Here is a 14,495-nt window from a genome sequence, read left to right on the forward strand (position 1 = left end):
GACTGTCCTCTCTAGGCCGCGGCCAGCGGGAGCCCGGGCAGGTGACCGACGGTGCCGTCGACCACCCGGTGCAGTTCCCGGACGCAGCCCGGATCGCCGCCGAGCATGTCGAGCAGGCCGTGGGCGCGGTCGATCAGCGGAGCGAGGGAGGCGGCGTAGGACTCGGCGACCTCCTCGTCGAGCATCCAGGACGCCATCTCGGCGCGCGCGGACGCCGAGTGGCGGGCGGAGGCGTGCAGCGCGAGGGCCTCGCGACGCCGCGCGGGGGGCAGCTCGGCCAGCAGGTGGACGAGCAGGAACGTGGCGGTGCCGGCCGCGAGGTCCTCGTACCGCCCGGAGGCGAGGTCGCGCTGGTCGTCGGCGAGCCGGCGCAGCACGCCGAGGGCGCGGCCGTACGCCCGCCAGCCCGCGACCCGGTGGTCGACGGCTCCGGCGAGGCGCGCGGCCGAGGCCGCGGCCATCGCGTAGGGCGCGCCGGCCCTGCCCTCGTAGCCGCGCAGTACCGACTCGGGGGTCGCGTTCGGCGCCCGCTCGGTGAGGTCGCGGAGCCGGCCGTCGACGGCGTCCACCCAGGAGCGCGACAGCTCGTCCGCGAGCGCGGCGCGGACGGCCGCGCCGGCGGGCAGGCCGGCGATGAGCCGGCCGGGCAGCTGGCCGCCGACGGCCAGCGCGGTGAGCACCCTCCCGCCGGCGGCGCGCGCCCCCGGGGGACGGCGCGCCGGCGGCGCCGGTGAGGTCGCAGAGGTAGCGGGCCGACGCCCACCAGAGCAGGTGCAGCACGGCGACGGGCATCGCGGGGCCCGGCTCGCCGGTCTCCGCGCCGTGCACCAGCAGCGGCAGCGTGATCATCGCCTTCACGCCGGGACGCGAGCCCTCGGCCCGGGCGAGGTCGAAGAACTCCACGAGGAACTCCGACATGGCGCCCCCGACCATCTCGCGGCCCTCGTCCACGCCCATCGCGAGGCCCTCGGCGAGCAGCTCGCACAGCCGCGCCATCTCCGCCTCGACCTCGGCGATCGCCCGTTCCTGGGCGGCCCTGCCGAACGCTCCTTCGTCCACGTGCCAACTCCTCTGCTGCGGGGGTGTCTCGGGCCGTGCCGGCGCCGCCGTCCGGCTCGATCCGGGCGCCGCCGAGGGTGCCGGCTCACGGAATCGGTCGATGACGGCCCCGGCCACGCGCGTTTCCTGATTTCTTCGACCACAACGCTCGCCGGCCCGCGCCAGAAACGGCGCCGGCGCCCTTCCGGGGAAGGGCGGATAAGCCGACCGGACGGCCGTCATCCTGCTACAGAAATGCGGATTGCTGAACTGCACTCCCGGGCAGTCCAGGGCGCGCCGGGCTGCCCGGACCGGCAACCGGCGCGGCGCGGACACCGTCCGCGCTAGGCTCCTGTGCCCCGGAAACCGCATGTCAGCGTCTGCTTGCAGGAGGCGCCCCGGCGACGCGGGCACGGACCTCGCACGTCACCCGCTCCCGGCGGGACCGCACGCCGCGCGTTTCCGCGCGACCTGCGCCGCACATTCTCAGAGCGATCACACAAGGTATATTTTCAGATTATTGTTCAATTGCCGCGACCGGCCGCGGTCCTGTGACGTTGCCCACAATTAATTGGCAGAATGCGGCCAGCGCGGCGGGGCCCGGCGCGGCGGCCGCGCAGAGCGTCCGCCGTGCCGGGCCCCGTCCCCCGATCGGTCCCGGCCCGCGGGCGGAAAGCCGCCCGCGGGCCACGGTCAGGCCGGCACGTGAGCCTTCCTGCGCGTCCAGTGCCGGTGCGCCGCGACCGCCTCGACCAGCCTGGCCGGGAAGTCGCCGCCCGCCCCGCGCCCGGTGACGACGCCGGCGTCGCTGACGGCCTCCCCGCCAGAGAACCGCACGCTGTCGACGCCGGCGCGCTCCAGCAGGCCGATGCCCTCGTCGAGCGCGCCGATCGCCTTGCAGTGCACGAACGCCTCGGCGACGAAGTGCACGGCGTCGCCGTCCTGCGCCAGCGTCCGCACGCTCTGCTCGCCTCCCGGCACCAGCACCGCGTCGTAGAGGACGGAAGCGACGGTCGGCATGGCGCGGGTCACCTCGATCTGACCGCCGTTGGCCGCCTGCACGAAGCCGTCCTTCGCGGCGAGGACCTCGACCACCGCCCCTGCCTCGGTGAGCGCGTCGCCGGCCGCCGCGACGGCCGCCGAGTCGGCGCCGTCCGCCACCAGCACCGCGACCTTGCGGCCCTGGACGGACTCCGCGGGCGCGTTCGCCTGGCTCAGCGCGGGCGAGGTGCGCCCGTGGTTGGCCGTCGCCGCCTCCTGCGGCGGCTCCACCCCGACGCCCTCGGCGACCTGGACGGCCAGGTCGTGGTCGACGCGGTTGAGCTGCTCGATGACGCCCTCCCGGATGTGCCGGTGGTCGCACTTGCCGAGCTCGAACCGGAACGCGCCGACGATGTGCTCCTTCTCCCAGTCGGACATGCTGTTCCAGAACAGCGTCGCCTGGGAGTAGTGGTCGGCGAAGCTCTCGCTGCGCTTGCGGATCTTGTTGCCGTCCACCCGCTCCTGGTAGTGGGTGAAGGAGCCCTCGCCGCCGACCGCCGGGCAGCCCCCCGACAGCGAGTTCTTGTGGTAGCTCGCCCGGCCCTGGTGGATGTCCGTCTGGTGGTAGCCGTCGCGGTGGTGGTTGCGGACCGGCGCGACGGGCCGGTTCACGGGGATCTGCGGGAAGTTCGGCCCGCCGAGCCGGATCAGCTGCGTGTCCAGGTAGGAGAACAGCCGCGCCTGCAGCAGCGGGTCGTTGGTGAAGTCGATGCCGGGCACGACGTTGCCGAGGTGGAAGGCGACCTGCTCGGTCTCGGCGAAGAAGTTGTCGGGATTGCGGTCGAGCACCAGCGTGCCGACCGTCCGCACCGGCACCCGCTCCTCCGGAATGATCTTGGTCGGGTCGAGCAGGTCGAAGGCGAAGGCGTGCTCGTCCTCCTCCGGAACGAGCTGGACGCCGAACTCGTACTCGGGAAAGGCGCCGGCCTCGATCCGCTCCCACAGGTCGGCCCGGTTGAAGTCGGGATTCTTCCCCGCGATCTTCTGGGTCTCGTCCCAGGCGAGCGAGTGGATCCCGAGCTTGGGCTTCCAGTGGAACTTCACGAACGTCGCGCGCCCCTGGGCGTTCACGAGCCGGAATGTGTGAACGCCGAAGCCCTCCATCATCGCGTAACTGCGCGGCAGCGCCCGGTCCGACATGAGCCACATCATCATGTGCATGGTCTCGGGCTGGAGTTGCACGAAGTCCCACAGCGTGTCGTGCGCGGAGGACGCCTGCGGGATCTCGCTCGCCGGCTCGGGCTTCACCGCGTGCACGAAGTCGGGGAACTTGATGCCGTCCTGGATGAAGAAGACCGGCATGTTGTTTCCGACGAGGTCGAAATTGCCCTGGCGCGTGTAGAACTTCGTGGCGAAGCCGCGGACGTCCCGGACCGTGTCTGCGGAGCCGCGGGACCCGGCGACGGTGGAGAACCGCACGAACACCGGCGTCGTCAGCGACGTGTCGGTCAGGAATTCGGCCGTGGTGTACTCGGCGAGGGACTCGTGCAGCGTGAAATGGCCGTAGGCCCCCGAACCGCGCGCGTGCACGACCCGCTCGGGAATCCGCTCGTGGTCGAAATGCGTGATCTTCTCGCGCAGATGGAAGTCCTCCATCAGCGACGGGCCGCGCTCGCCCGCCGACAGCGAGTTGTCGGTGTCGTCGACCCGGATCCCCTGGTCGGTGGTGAGCTTCGTCCCTTCCGGGCTCACCCTCCGGTGGTCCAGTTGCTCCTGCTTCCGGTCGTCGCGGCCGGTGGGGTCGCCCATGTTCTGGCTCCTCGGATGATGACGCGGGTGGTGACTCGTTGGCGATGACTGCGCACGTGTTGTGGCGGCTACCCCGGTATTTCTGTGGCATGCGTTGTTTGACCGGAACTTGAGTCCTGTTCGGCACGGGCCGCGCGGACGGGCGGCGGCGCTTGTCAGACCGCTGACAAAGGCCGCCGAGGACGGTGAGGCCCGGTGAGTGTCGCGCGTCACGCCGCGTGCCTAGGTTGAGACGTCCGGGCCCTGTGCCCGCTCCAGCACGGCGAGGGGAGGTGTCACCGTGGCGGTGGCCCACGACGACGCGGACTCCGGGCCACCGGTCCTCGACGGCCTGGCGGACGAGCCGTGGCGGGACGTCCCGGCGGAAGAGGCCCGCTGGATGCGCCCCCGCCTGCCCGGGCTGCTCGATGTCATGGTCGAGGGCGTGCTGCGCCACGTCCCCGAGTACGACCGGCCGGGCGACGCGGCCTACTGGCGGGTGGCCGAGGCCGCCGTCGCCAAGGCGATGGAGCACTTCGTGCAGATGATCGCCGATCCGGACACCTCGTGGAAGGAGGTGTACCAGGTCTACTTCGACGTCGGCTACGGCGAGGCCGTGGAGGGCCGCAGCCTGGAGCACCTGCAGAACGCGATGCGGGTCGGGTCGCGGCTCGCCTGGCGGCACCTGGCGGTCGAGGCCGAGCGGCTGGGCCGCCCTCCCGCGCTGGTCAGCCTGCTCGCCGAGGCGAACTTCGCCTACCTGGACGCGCTGGCCTCGGCCGCGGCGCACGGCTACGCCCGGGCGCGGGAGAAGGCCGCCGGGGAGCGCGAGCAGCGCCGCGGCCGCCTGCTGGCCCTGCTGCTGGCGGACCCGCCGGCACCGCCCGAGGTCGTCCGCGAGCAGGCGGCCCGGGCCGGCTGGCCGCTGCCGCGGCGGCTGGCGGTGATCGTGCTGCGGGCGCGGCCCGGAAGCGGCGGGGAGGGCCCGGCCGGGCTGCCGCCGTCCCTGCTGACCGGGCTCGACCACGGCCGCCCCTGCCTGGTCATGCCGGACCCGGACGGGCCCGGGCGGCTGGACGAGCTGGCCGCGACGCTCGCGGGCTGGACGGGCGCGGTCGGCCCGTCCGTGCCGGCGCAGGAGGCCGGGACGTCGCTGCTGTGGGCGCGGCGCGCCCTCGACCTGGCGCCGCCCGCGCCGTCCGGCCCGGACGGGCCCGCCCCCGGCCGGGCCGGACGGCGGTCACGGCGCGGCGGGCTGCTCGTGCGGGCCGAGGAGCACCTGCCCGGCCTGCTGCTGCGCGAGGGCGCGACGCTCGCCGCGCTCGTGGCCGCCCGGCGGCTGGCCCCGCTGGACGCGCTGGGCCCCCGGCAGGGCCGGCGGCTCGCGGTGACGCTGCTGGAGTGCATGAAGCACGGCTTCAACGCCACCGGGGCGGCCGAGGTCCTCCGCGTGCATCCCCAGACCGTCCGCTACCGGCTGGCGCAACTCCACGAAATGTTCGGCTTCGACATCGAGGATCCTGAGATCCGGCTGGAGATGATGCTGCTCCTGCACACCTGGATCCAGCGCCGCGGCGGCTGACGCGCGCCCTTCTTTCCGTGCTCCCCGCGCGTCCCGCCACCATGTCCGCCCCCGGAATCCGCTACGGTCAAGGTCGCCGCAGCCGGCGAGGGGAAGGAAGACACAGAACACATGGCCGAGAAGGTCATTCGGGTGGACGACATGGACGGCTCCGAAGGAGCCGATGTCGCAAAGCGGGACTTCGAAGTCCTGGACCGGACGTTCACGATCGACTTGAACGATGACAACTACAAGCGGCTGAACGAGATGCTGGACGCCCTCGCGCCCTTCATCGAGAACGCCGCCGAGGTGAAGCCGGCCGGGAAGGGCCGCAAGTCCCGCACCGCGAAGATCAAGGGCTACACGAACGGCGATGTCCGGGCGTGGGCATTGCGTGAGGACATCGAAGTCTCCGAACGTGGCAAGATATCGGATGAGGTCTATGCTGCATTCATCGAGGCACATCCGGACGCCAAGCCGGACGCATAGCTAGAGGGAGTCCCCGCATGGCACAGAAGGTCGAAGTCCTTCTCGTGGACGACATCGACGGCGGAGAGGCTGACGAGACCGTCAGCTTTTCCATCGACGGCACGTCTTATGAGATCGACCTGAGCAAGAAGAACGCCGCCAAGCTCCGCAGCGGCCTGGAGCCGTTCGTGGCCGGCGCCCGCAAGGCGCGCAAGGCCGCCGGCCGGGGCGGCCGCGGGACGCGCACCGCGGGCAGCCGCGAGCGCTCCGCGGAGATTCGCGAGTGGGCGAAGAACCGCGGCATCAAGGTCAATGAGCGGGGCCGTATCCCCGCCAATGTGATCGAGCAGTACGAAGCCGCGCACTAGCGGCCGCCGCGCGGCCGGCGGTGTTCCGGCGCGCGGCGAGGGGCCGGGGCGGATTTATCCACGCCCCGGCCCTCTTGCGTGCGCATCGGGCAAATCCTCCCCACATTGCGGGAGAGAATGCCAGTAATGGTGCGAGACAACACAATAGGCTGGCGCCGGGGGCGACGGCGGAGGGGGCGGCCCGTTGACACGCGTGACGCGGCGGGACAGGGTCCGGTACTGGTTCGACCGGACGATGTCGAAAGGGACGCCCGCTCTCATCGGCTGGCTCGGGCTCGCGTCCGGGGCACTGGTGCTCGTGGTGGCGACCGCGGCGCTCGTGATCGCCCCCGGCGACAGCGAGTCCAACGGCCACTGGCCCGGCATGGTCTGGCGCAGCCTGCTGCGCACGCTCGACCCCGGGACGATGGGGGGCGACACCGGCACCGCGCCGTTCCTCGGCCTGATGCTGGTGTCGACCATCGGCGGGATCTTCATCGTCAGCTCGCTCATCGGCGTGCTCACCACCGGCCTGGAAGCGAAGATCACCGAGCTGCGCAAGGGCCGCTCGCGGATCGTCGAGCACGACCACACGGTGCTGCTCGGCTGGTCCGAGCAGGTCTTCACCGTGGTGGCGGAGCTGGTGGAGGCCAACCAGAGCCGGCGCAGGTCGTGCGTGGCGATCCTCGCCGACCGCGACAAGGTCGAGATGGAGGACGCCATCCGCGCCCGGGTCGGCGACCTCGGCCGCACCAGGATCGTGTGCCGCACCGGCGACCCGCTGAAGGTCGCGGACGTGGAGCTGGTCAGCCCCGGCACCGCGCGGTCCATCATGGTGGTCACGCCGGAGGTCGAGGAGTCCGACGCCCGCGTCATCAAGGTGCTGCTGTCGCTCGGCGCCCGCTCCTGGGGACGGCGCCGCCCGCACATCGTCGCCGCCGTGCACGACTCGGCGAACCTGCCCGCCGCCCGGCTCGCGGGCGGGCCCGCCGCGCACGTCATCGACGCCGACGACGTGGCGATCCGGCTGATCGTCCAGTCGCACCGGCAGTCGGGACTGTCGCAGGTCTGCACCGACCTGCTGGACTTCGCCGGGCACGAGTTCTACATGCGCGCCGAGCCGGCCCTGGCGGGCATGCGGTTCGGCGCCTCGCTGGCGGCCTACGACCTCGGGGTCCCGGCCGGGCTGCGGCGGGCGGACGGGTCCGTGCTGCTGAACCCGCCCATGGACACCGAGATCCGCGCCGACGACGAGGTCATCGTCCTGGCGGAGGACGACCTGCTGATCCGGCTGGCCAGCGGGCCCGCGCCGCCCGTCCGGGAGGAGGCGATCACCACGGCGACCGCCCGGCCCCCGGCGGCCGAGCGCACGCTGATGCTCGGCTGGAACCACCGCGCCCCGAAGATCGTCGAGCTGCTGGACGAGTTCCTCGCCCCGGACTCGGAACTGGTCGTGGCCGCGCCGCGGGAGGACCCGACCGGGGCGCTGCCCCCCGCGGTCAACCTCAAGATCGCCTTCGTCCGGGCGGAGCCGACCGAGCGGCCGGCGCTGGAGTCCCTCGACCTCGGCTCCTTCCAGCGGGTCATCGTGCTGTCGGACGCCCGGCACGACCGGGAGCACGCCGACGCCCGCACCCTCGTCACGCTGCTGCACCTGCGCGACATCGAGGACGGCCTCGGCGACCCCTTCGCCATCGTCAGCGAGATCAACGACGACGCCAACCGGGAGATCGCGCAGGTCACCAAGGCCGACGACTTCGTGGTCAGCGAGAAGCTGATCAGTCTGATGCTGACCCAGCTGAGCGAGAACCGGCACCTGTACGAGGTGTTCGCCGACCTGCTCGACCCGGCCGGCTCGGAGATCTACCTCAAGCCCGCCTGCGACTACCTGGCGCCGGGCGCCGAGGCCGACTTCGCGACGCTCATCGAGTCGGCGCGGCGGCGCGGCGAGGTCGCGCTCGGCTACCGCCTGACGGAGCGGTTCCACGAGCCGCCCGGCTACGGGGTGGTGCTGAACCCGGACAAGACGGCGCCGCTGACCCTGTCGGCCGACGACCGCGTCATCGTGCTCGCCGAGAACTGAGCGGGGCCCGCGGGGAGCCGGGAGGGGACGCGTACGGCACCCGGGGGCCTCGGGTCAGCGCAGCGGCGGGCCCAGCTCGTGCCCGGCCCGCACGGCGCCGGCGACGCGCTCGCGCAGCGCCAGTTCGGCCCGGCGGGCGTCCTCGGCCATCCCGCGGATCTCCTCGCCCGCCATCGCGTCCCCGACGGTGCTCGCCAGCAGGTCCCGGTAGCGGGCGTTCTGCTCGGGCAGCTCCTGCAGGACGCCGGCCTCGTGGTAGGCGTCGTCGGCCTCGCCCGCCCGGCGCGCGTAGGCCTCCAGCGCCTCGATCCGCCCGGTGACCGAGCGGACCGACAGGTCCAGGGCGCGGTCCTGCGGCTCCAGCAGGGCCAGGACGTGCGGCGAGAGGCGTTCCGGCCGCTGGGCGCGGCGCTCCCGGCGCAGCCGGGTGTGCTCGGCGAGGGCGTCCGCGATCGCCCACTCCTGCCGCGGCAGGACGACCGAGTTGTTGATGTCGTCGAGCAGCCCGGCGCAGTGCGCCCTCGACCCGAGCACGCCGTCCACGGCGCGCTGGGCGCGCACGAGGAGCCCGGCGGCGGGCTGGTCGAAGTCGGCGGGCAGCAGGTAGCGTCCGTGGTGCTCGCGCGCGGCGCGGGCGGCCGCGGGCTCCCGGACGTGGCGCAGCGCCCCGGCGACCCAGGCGGCGAAGCTCGCGGCGGCGAGGACGACGGCGGCCTCCACCTGGCCGAGCAGCAGCAGGGCGACCTGCAGGGCCGGGGTGAGCATCATCGCGAGGACGGGCAGCCTCCCCCAGCGCACCGCGCCGCCCACCAGCTCGTCGTCGTCCAGCGAGGCGACGAAGCACACGCGCAGCCATCCTCCGGGCAGCACGCCGTAGAACAGCGCGAACGCCGGGATCCACACCAGCCGCGCGGCGACCGTGGAGGTGCGCAGCCGCGGGGGCGCCGGAGCGGGCAGGCAGGCCGGGACGAGCCGCTCGGGCGCGGCGGCCAGCAGGGCGCGCTCCTCGCCGCCGATGCCGGGATCGAACACCGGGCGGGGACGGTATCGCTCGGTCATCGCCACTCCCCTCCGCGTCGGGAACCCGCTGCCGGGCCGTTCCGAGCCTTCCACGCGGGCCCCGGCTCTCTCCGGGTTGTCACGAGATCCGGACATTTCTGCCGTCGCTGGATATCCCTCCTCCGTACCGGCTAGTCCTGCAGCTCCGCCCAGACCTCCCGGTCGCGCTCCGCCGTCCAGATCCGGGGGCGCTCGACGCCGTCCAGCTCGTCCCAGAGGCGGGAGACGTCGAACGGCAGGCAGTGCTCGAAGATCGGCCAGCCGCCGTAGGCGGGGGCGAGCGCCGCGTGCACGGCGGCGAACGCGTCCTTGAGCGCGCCGCCCTCCCGCCGGACCCGTTCGACCTCGTCGATCATCGTGACGAGGAAGTCGCGGGTCTGCCCGACGGCGGCCTGGGCGGCGTCGCGGCCGTGCGCGACGGCGCCGCGCCCGCCGACGAGGATCTCGGCCCCGAAGGAGTGGACGTGGTCGAGCGTGCCGGACGCCCACTCGCGGTGGAAAGCGTCGCCGGTGTAGAGCGCCGCCTGGGTCTCCACGAGGTCGCCGGCGAACAGGATCCGGTGCCGGGGCAGCCACGCCACGATGTCGCCCTCGGTGTGGCCGCGCCCGCAGTAGGCCAGGTCGAGGTCGCCGCGGTCGCCGCCGAGGTCGATGGTGAGGGTGCCGGAGAACGTCGCGGTCGGCCGGGTGAGCCCCGGGATGCCGTCCGGGTCCTTGAACAGCCGGGGCATCCGGCCGTACTCCGACTCCCAGTCCTGCCTGCCGCGCTCGGCGATCAGCGCGCGGGTGAGGTCGTGCGCCACGACCACCGGGGCGCCGAACGCGCTCGCGCCCAGCGTCCGGACGGCGTGGTAGTGCGACAGGACCAGGTAGCGGATGGGCTTGTCGGTGTGCTCGCGCAGGACCGCGAGCCAGTCGCGCGCGGCGGCGGGCGTTGCGAGGGCCTCGAAGCAGACCAGGAAATCCTCGCCCTCGACCGCCCCGACGTTCGGGTCGCCCTCGGCCGTGAGCGCGTACACCCCGTCGGCGAGGATCTCCAGCGTCTGCGTCTTGCCGCCCAGGTCCGCGGACGACGCGAACGGTCTCGGCATGGGCGCCCCCTCGCGGTCATGGCCCCGGCCTCTTCGCCTGCAATGTGGTTCATTCCACACAGAGCGGTCGATAACCGTCCCACCCCTCGGGGAGGGACGCCCGGCCGGGGGTAGGAGGGGACTCGAAGACGCCGCGCGTGAGGAGGATCCCCGGGTGAACGCCGCGCTCGGACTGCTGGCCGTCCTCGTGCTGACCGCCGCGACCGGCTACTTCGTGGCGCAGGAGTTCGCGTTCGTCACCGCGGACCGCCCGGCGCTGGACCAGCGGGCGGCGGAGGGCGACCGGGCCGCGGGACGCGCGGTGCGGGTGATGGGCCGGCTGTCGTTCATGCTGTCGGGCGCCCAGCTCGGCATCACGGTCACCGCGCTGGTCGTGGGCTTCATCGCCAAGCCGGCCCTGGCGGACCTGATCGCGCCGGCACTGCGCGCGCTCGGGGTCCCGGACGCGGCGGTCGGCGGGGTGGCGGTCGCGCTCGGCTTCGTCCTGGCCACTCTGATCCAGATGCTGCTGGGCGAGCTGTTCCCCAAGAACCTGGCGCTGGCGCGGGCGGAGCCGCTGGCCCGCGCGCTGGCCGGCTCCACCCTGGTCTACCTGGCGGTGGCCGGCCCGCTGATCAGGCTGTTCGACGCGTCCGCGAACCGGCTCGTCCGCGCGGTGGGCATCGAGCCGGTGGAGGAACTGCGGCACGGCGCGACGCTGGAGGAGCTCGGGCACATGATCGGCGAGTCCGGGGAGCTGTTCCAGGCGGGCCACGCCGACCTGCTGGAGCGGGCCCTGGTGTTCTCCGAGCGGGACGCCGAGGAGGTCATGGTGCCCCGCGTCGACGTGGTGACGGTGCCGGCCGCGGCGCGCGCCGCCGAGGTGAGCGACGTGATCGCGGCGAGCGGGCACACCCGCTACCCCGTCCTCGGCGAGGGCGTCGACGACGTGGTCGGGGTCGTCGGGCTGGAGGAGCTGGTCGCGCTGGACCCGGACGCCGCCGCGCACACCGAGGTCCGCGCGCTCGCCCGGCCGGCCCTGCTGCTGCCGTCGTCGCTGCCGCTGCCGCAGGTCGTGCTGCGGCTCCAGGGGGCCGGCGAGCCCCTGGCCTGCGTGGTGGACGAGTACGGGGGCTTCGCCGGCATCCTCACCTGGGAGGACGTCGCCGAGGAGCTGGTCGGGGAGATCGCCGACGAGAACGAGCCGGGCGAGGACCTCGCGATCCGCAGCGGCGAGTGGTGGACGACGGACGCGGGCCTGCGGATGGACGAGGTCGCCCACGAGACCGGCATCGCGCTGCCGGAGGGCGACTACGAGACCGTCGCGGGGCTGCTGATGAAGCGGCTCGGCCGGGTCGCGCGGCCGGGCGACGTCGTCCGGGTGGAGCTGGCGCCGACCCGGCTGGACGAGCCGGCCCGCACGGCCGTGGTGGAGGTCCTGACCATCCGCCGGCACGTGCCGGAGCTGATCCGCGTCCGCACCGTGGAGGAGGACCGGTGAACCTCGGGCTGGGCACCGCCGTCACGCTGGCGCTGCTGGCGGGCAACGGGTTCTTCGTCGCCACCGAGTTCGCACTGGTGGCGGCGCGGCGGCCACGGCTGGAGCGGGCCGCCGCGCGCGGCGGGCGGGGCGCGGGCGCGGCCGTCGCGGGGATCGACGAGCTGTCGCTGACCCTCGCGGGGGCGCAGCTCGGCATCACGATGTGCTCGCTCGGCCTCGGCCTGGTGTCCGAGCCGGTGTTCGCGGGGACCCTCACGCCGCTGTTCCACGCCGCCGGGCTGCCGGGGGGCGCGGCGCACGCCGTCGCGTTCGTGCTGGCCCTGGCGCTCGTGACGTTCCTGCACATGGTCGTCGGGGAGATGGCGCCGAAGGCGTGGGCGATCGCCGACCCGGAGCGCTCGGCGAGCGTGCTGGGCCTGCCCTTCCGCGCGTTCGCCGCCCTCGCGCGCCCGGTGCTGGCGGCGCTGAACGGCGCGACGAACCTGCTGCTGAGGCTGGTGGGCGTCCGCCCGGCCGACTCGCGGGAGGTGTCGCGCACCCCCGAGCAGCTGCGCAGCATCGCCCAGGAGTCGCGGCGGCTGGGGCTGATCGGGCAGAGCGACCTGACGCTGCTCACCGCCGCGCTGGACGCGCCGCGCGCCCCGCTGGCGGGCCTCGTCGTGCCGGTCACCGACATCGTGTCGGTCCCGCCATCGGCGACGCCGCAGGAGGTCATCGACGTCGCCGCGCGCACCGGTCACATCCGGCTGATGGTGCGGGGCCTCGGGCGTCCGGGGCAGGCCCGCATGGTGCACGTCCGGGACGCCTTCGTGGCCCGGGCGCGGGGCCGCGCAACCCCCGCCGGGGACCTCGCGCATCCCGTCCCGGCGATGCCGGTCGGCACGCCCGTCGGCGAGGCGGTCGCCACCCTGAAGGCGGGCCACAGCCATCTCGGTCTCGCCGTCGCGCCGGACGGCCGCGTCGCCGGACTGGTCAGCCTGGACGACCTGCTCACGACGCTGCTGGCCGTGCGCTGAACCCCCGGCATGTCAACGTTGGTTGACACGCGCTCGATGTCAACCTACATTGACAGACATGAGCGATGGAGTGACGCTCGCCCAGGAGGCGAGCAGCCGGGATCCCGCGGTGGGGCTGCGGGCCGTGCGCGCGCTGCGCGAACTGGCCGAGAGGCTGGAGGCGCTGCAGGTCGCCAGCGCCCGCGACCAGGGCTGGTCCTGGCAGGAGATCGCGGTCTGCCTCGGCGTGAGCCGGCAGGCCGTCCACAAGAAGCACGGCTCCGGCCGCCGCCTACTCAAGAAGGAGCAGTAGAGCATGTTCGAGCGTTTCACCGCGGAGGCGCGGCAGACGGTCACCGGGGCCCAGGCCGAGGCGCGGGCGCTGCGCGACCGCCACATCGGCACCGAGCACCTACTGCTCGCTTTGGCGGGCGCCGGGGACGCCACGGGACGCGCGCTGCGCTCGCACGGGCTCACCCCGGACGACCTGCGGGCCCGGATCGCCCGCGCCGGCCGCGCGGACGGCGACGCCCTCGACCCCGACGCCCTGCGCAGCATCGGTATCGACCTGGACGCGGTCCGCGAGGCCACCGAGCAGAGCTTCGGCGAGGGCGCGCTCGACGCGCCGGCCGGGAAGGCCGACCGGTTCCGCCAGGGCCGCGTCCCCTTCGCGCCCGAGGCCAAGAAGGCGCTGGAGCTGAGCCTCCGGCACGCGATCCGGCTCGGTCAGAAGGAGATCCGCAGCGGACACCTCCTGCTCGGCGTCCTGCACGACGGCGGCTTCCCGTCGGTGCGGCTGGTCACCGGGGCCGGGGTGGACGTCGAGGAGCTGCGCGCCGAGGTGCGCCGGCTGCTGACCTCCAAAGCGGCCTGACCGCCCGGTCAGCCGAAGGCGCCGGTGAGGGCGCCGACGCAGGCGGCGCCGCGGGCGGGATCGTAGGGGAAGCGCCGCTTGCACTCCCCCGAGACCCACGGCGGGGGCGCGTGGCGGGGCCGCGGAGGCTTGCGCACCGCGGGCCTGTGGTGCCGCCGCACGGGGCGGTGGTGCCGGCGCGGCGAGGCGGCGCGCCCGCCGCGATGAGCCCGCTTCTTGTGCCCGGCGTGGTGCCGGGACGGGTTCGCGCGCGGCTCGGCCACGTCCCGTCCCGGCGGCGGCGACGAGGCCGGCGAAGGCCTGGCGGACGGCACCGGCGTGGTGACGCCGTCCGCCGGACGGACCGGCGCGAACCGCGTCGTGCCGTAGGCGATGACGAGGACGAGCCCCGCGACGAGGGCGAACGCCGCGGCGACCGCCGGCAGGCGGGTCGGGCGGCGGATGGGCCGCCGGGGCCCGCCGCGGGTGAACCCGGCGGGCGGAAGGCTGGAGGAAAGGCGCACCCCACGATGGTCACGCTACGCACCCGCCCGGACACGGAGACGCGCCGCAACCGTTGCCAGCTCGATACATTGGCGGGGGCCGAAGCCTCGTGAGCAGGCGAATTCCTCGACGAACGCGGAGGAGACCGACACCCGCCGTCCGCCCCGGTCCGTCCCCGGCGGCCCGTGATCACACCGGGTTTCCCGGCGGGGGCCGCTTCGGCTTCTCCCACCATCCCGACCTGGAC

Annotated in this window: 13 protein-coding genes; 8 read left to right on the forward strand and 5 right to left on the reverse strand. The window is 73.9% G+C overall.

Annotated features, from left to right (window positions below; genetic code table 11):
* Nucleotides 1-11: 11 nt before the first annotated feature.
* Together BJY14_RS05660 and BJY14_RS05665 are read right to left on the reverse strand one after the other, a co-directional pair.
* Entirely contained in the window at nucleotides 12-680 is a 669-nt protein-coding gene (locus BJY14_RS05660; protein WP_179842637.1) for a polyprenyl synthetase family protein, read from the reverse strand.
* A 1,051-nt stretch (nucleotides 681-1,731) separates the two neighbouring features.
* On the reverse strand, nucleotides 1,732-3,828 hold the full coding sequence (locus BJY14_RS05665; RefSeq protein ID WP_179842638.1) for a catalase: 2,097 nt from the start codon (nucleotides 3,826-3,828) through the stop codon (nucleotides 1,732-1,734).
* A 280-nt stretch (nucleotides 3,829-4,108) separates the two neighbouring features.
* Between BJY14_RS05665 and BJY14_RS05670 the strand changes: the two genes are divergently transcribed.
* The 4 genes from BJY14_RS05670 (at nucleotide 4,109) to BJY14_RS05685 (ending at nucleotide 8,266) form a co-directional block, all read left to right on the forward strand.
* Nucleotides 4,109-5,389 carry a PucR-like N-terminal domain-containing protein gene (locus tag BJY14_RS05670; RefSeq protein ID WP_312878999.1) on the forward strand — a complete coding sequence of 427 codons (1,281 nt, stop codon included), beginning with the start codon at nucleotides 4,109-4,111 and terminating at the stop codon, nucleotides 5,387-5,389.
* A gap of 111 nt (nucleotides 5,390-5,500) precedes the next feature.
* Nucleotides 5,501-5,857 (forward strand): Lsr2 dimerization domain-containing protein, encoded by a 357-nt coding sequence (locus BJY14_RS05675; RefSeq protein ID WP_179842639.1) that lies wholly within the window; start codon nucleotides 5,501-5,503, stop codon nucleotides 5,855-5,857.
* A gap of 17 nt (nucleotides 5,858-5,874) precedes the next feature.
* Nucleotides 5,875-6,204, forward strand: a complete 330-nt coding sequence (locus BJY14_RS05680) for a histone-like nucleoid-structuring protein Lsr2 (protein ID WP_179842640.1) — start codon at nucleotides 5,875-5,877, stop codon at nucleotides 6,202-6,204.
* A gap of 184 nt (nucleotides 6,205-6,388) precedes the next feature.
* The gene (locus tag BJY14_RS05685; protein ID WP_218905135.1) at nucleotides 6,389-8,266 is read left to right on the forward strand and encodes a CASTOR/POLLUX-related putative ion channel; all 1,878 of its coding nucleotides are present in this window, start codon (nucleotides 6,389-6,391) and stop codon (nucleotides 8,264-8,266) included.
* Nucleotides 8,267-8,320: 54 nt separating this feature from the next.
* On the opposite strand, the gene BJY14_RS05690 is transcribed toward BJY14_RS05685, so the two are convergent.
* Both BJY14_RS05690 and BJY14_RS05695 read right to left on the reverse strand, forming a co-directional pair.
* A complete protein-coding gene (locus BJY14_RS05690; RefSeq protein ID WP_179842641.1) occupies nucleotides 8,321-9,325 on the reverse strand; it encodes a hypothetical protein in 1,005 nt (334 codons plus the stop codon).
* Between the two features lie 131 nt (nucleotides 9,326-9,456).
* Complete coding sequence (locus BJY14_RS05695) at nucleotides 9,457-10,416, reverse strand: MBL fold metallo-hydrolase (RefSeq protein ID WP_179842642.1); 960 nt, start codon at nucleotides 10,414-10,416, stop codon at nucleotides 9,457-9,459.
* A gap of 154 nt (nucleotides 10,417-10,570) precedes the next feature.
* Between BJY14_RS05695 and BJY14_RS05700 the strand changes: the two genes are divergently transcribed.
* The 4 genes from BJY14_RS05700 to BJY14_RS05715 are packed head-to-tail and all read left to right on the forward strand — an operon-like array spanning nucleotide 10,571 to nucleotide 13,765.
* On the forward strand, nucleotides 10,571-11,896 hold the full coding sequence (locus BJY14_RS05700) for a hemolysin family protein (RefSeq protein WP_312879000.1): 1,326 nt from the start codon (nucleotides 10,571-10,573) through the stop codon (nucleotides 11,894-11,896).
* Nucleotides 11,893-12,912: a hemolysin family protein gene (locus tag BJY14_RS05705; protein ID WP_179842644.1), complete on the forward strand. Its 1,020-nt coding sequence runs from the start codon at nucleotides 11,893-11,895 to the stop codon at nucleotides 12,910-12,912. Before BJY14_RS05700 ends, BJY14_RS05705 begins: the two co-directional genes overlap by 4 nt.
* Nucleotides 12,913-12,970: 58 nt before the next feature.
* Entirely contained in the window at nucleotides 12,971-13,204 is a 234-nt protein-coding gene (locus tag BJY14_RS05710) for a helix-turn-helix domain-containing protein (protein WP_179278852.1), read from the forward strand.
* Nucleotides 13,205-13,207: 3 nt separating this feature from the next.
* Nucleotides 13,208-13,765, forward strand: coding sequence for a Clp protease N-terminal domain-containing protein (locus BJY14_RS05715; protein WP_179842645.1), 558 nt, complete (start codon nucleotides 13,208-13,210; stop codon nucleotides 13,763-13,765).
* 8 nt (nucleotides 13,766-13,773) lie between these two features.
* On the opposite strand, the gene BJY14_RS05720 is transcribed toward BJY14_RS05715, so the two are convergent.
* Nucleotides 13,774-14,268, reverse strand: coding sequence for a hypothetical protein (locus BJY14_RS05720; protein WP_179842646.1), 495 nt, complete (start codon nucleotides 14,266-14,268; stop codon nucleotides 13,774-13,776).
* Nucleotides 14,269-14,495 lie beyond the last annotated feature (227 nt).

The sequence above is a fragment of the Actinomadura luteofluorescens genome, from assembly GCF_013409365.1.
In the GTDB taxonomy this organism is placed as follows: domain Bacteria; phylum Actinomycetota; class Actinomycetes; order Streptosporangiales; family Streptosporangiaceae; genus Spirillospora; species Spirillospora luteofluorescens.

What these genes read in the sequence shown, in the direction of transcription:
- BJY14_RS05665 (WP_179842638.1), bottom strand. Translation starts at nt 3,828, where the DNA reads ATGGGCGACCCCACCGGCCGCGACGACCGGAAGCAGGAGCAACTGGAC.
- BJY14_RS05675 (WP_179842639.1), top strand. Translation starts at nt 5,501, where the DNA reads ATGGCCGAGAAGGTCATTCGGGTGGACGACATGGACGGCTCCGAAGGA.
- BJY14_RS05680 (WP_179842640.1), top strand. Translation starts at nt 5,875, where the DNA reads ATGGCACAGAAGGTCGAAGTCCTTCTCGTGGACGACATCGACGGCGGA.
- BJY14_RS05690 (WP_179842641.1), bottom strand. Translation starts at nt 9,325, where the DNA reads ATGACCGAGCGATACCGTCCCCGCCCGGTGTTCGATCCCGGCATCGGC.
- BJY14_RS05695 (WP_179842642.1), bottom strand. Translation starts at nt 10,416, where the DNA reads ATGCCGAGACCGTTCGCGTCGTCCGCGGACCTGGGCGGCAAGACGCAG.
- BJY14_RS05710 (WP_179278852.1), top strand. Translation starts at nt 12,971, where the DNA reads ATGAGCGATGGAGTGACGCTCGCCCAGGAGGCGAGCAGCCGGGATCCC.
- BJY14_RS05715 (WP_179842645.1), top strand. Translation starts at nt 13,208, where the DNA reads ATGTTCGAGCGTTTCACCGCGGAGGCGCGGCAGACGGTCACCGGGGCC.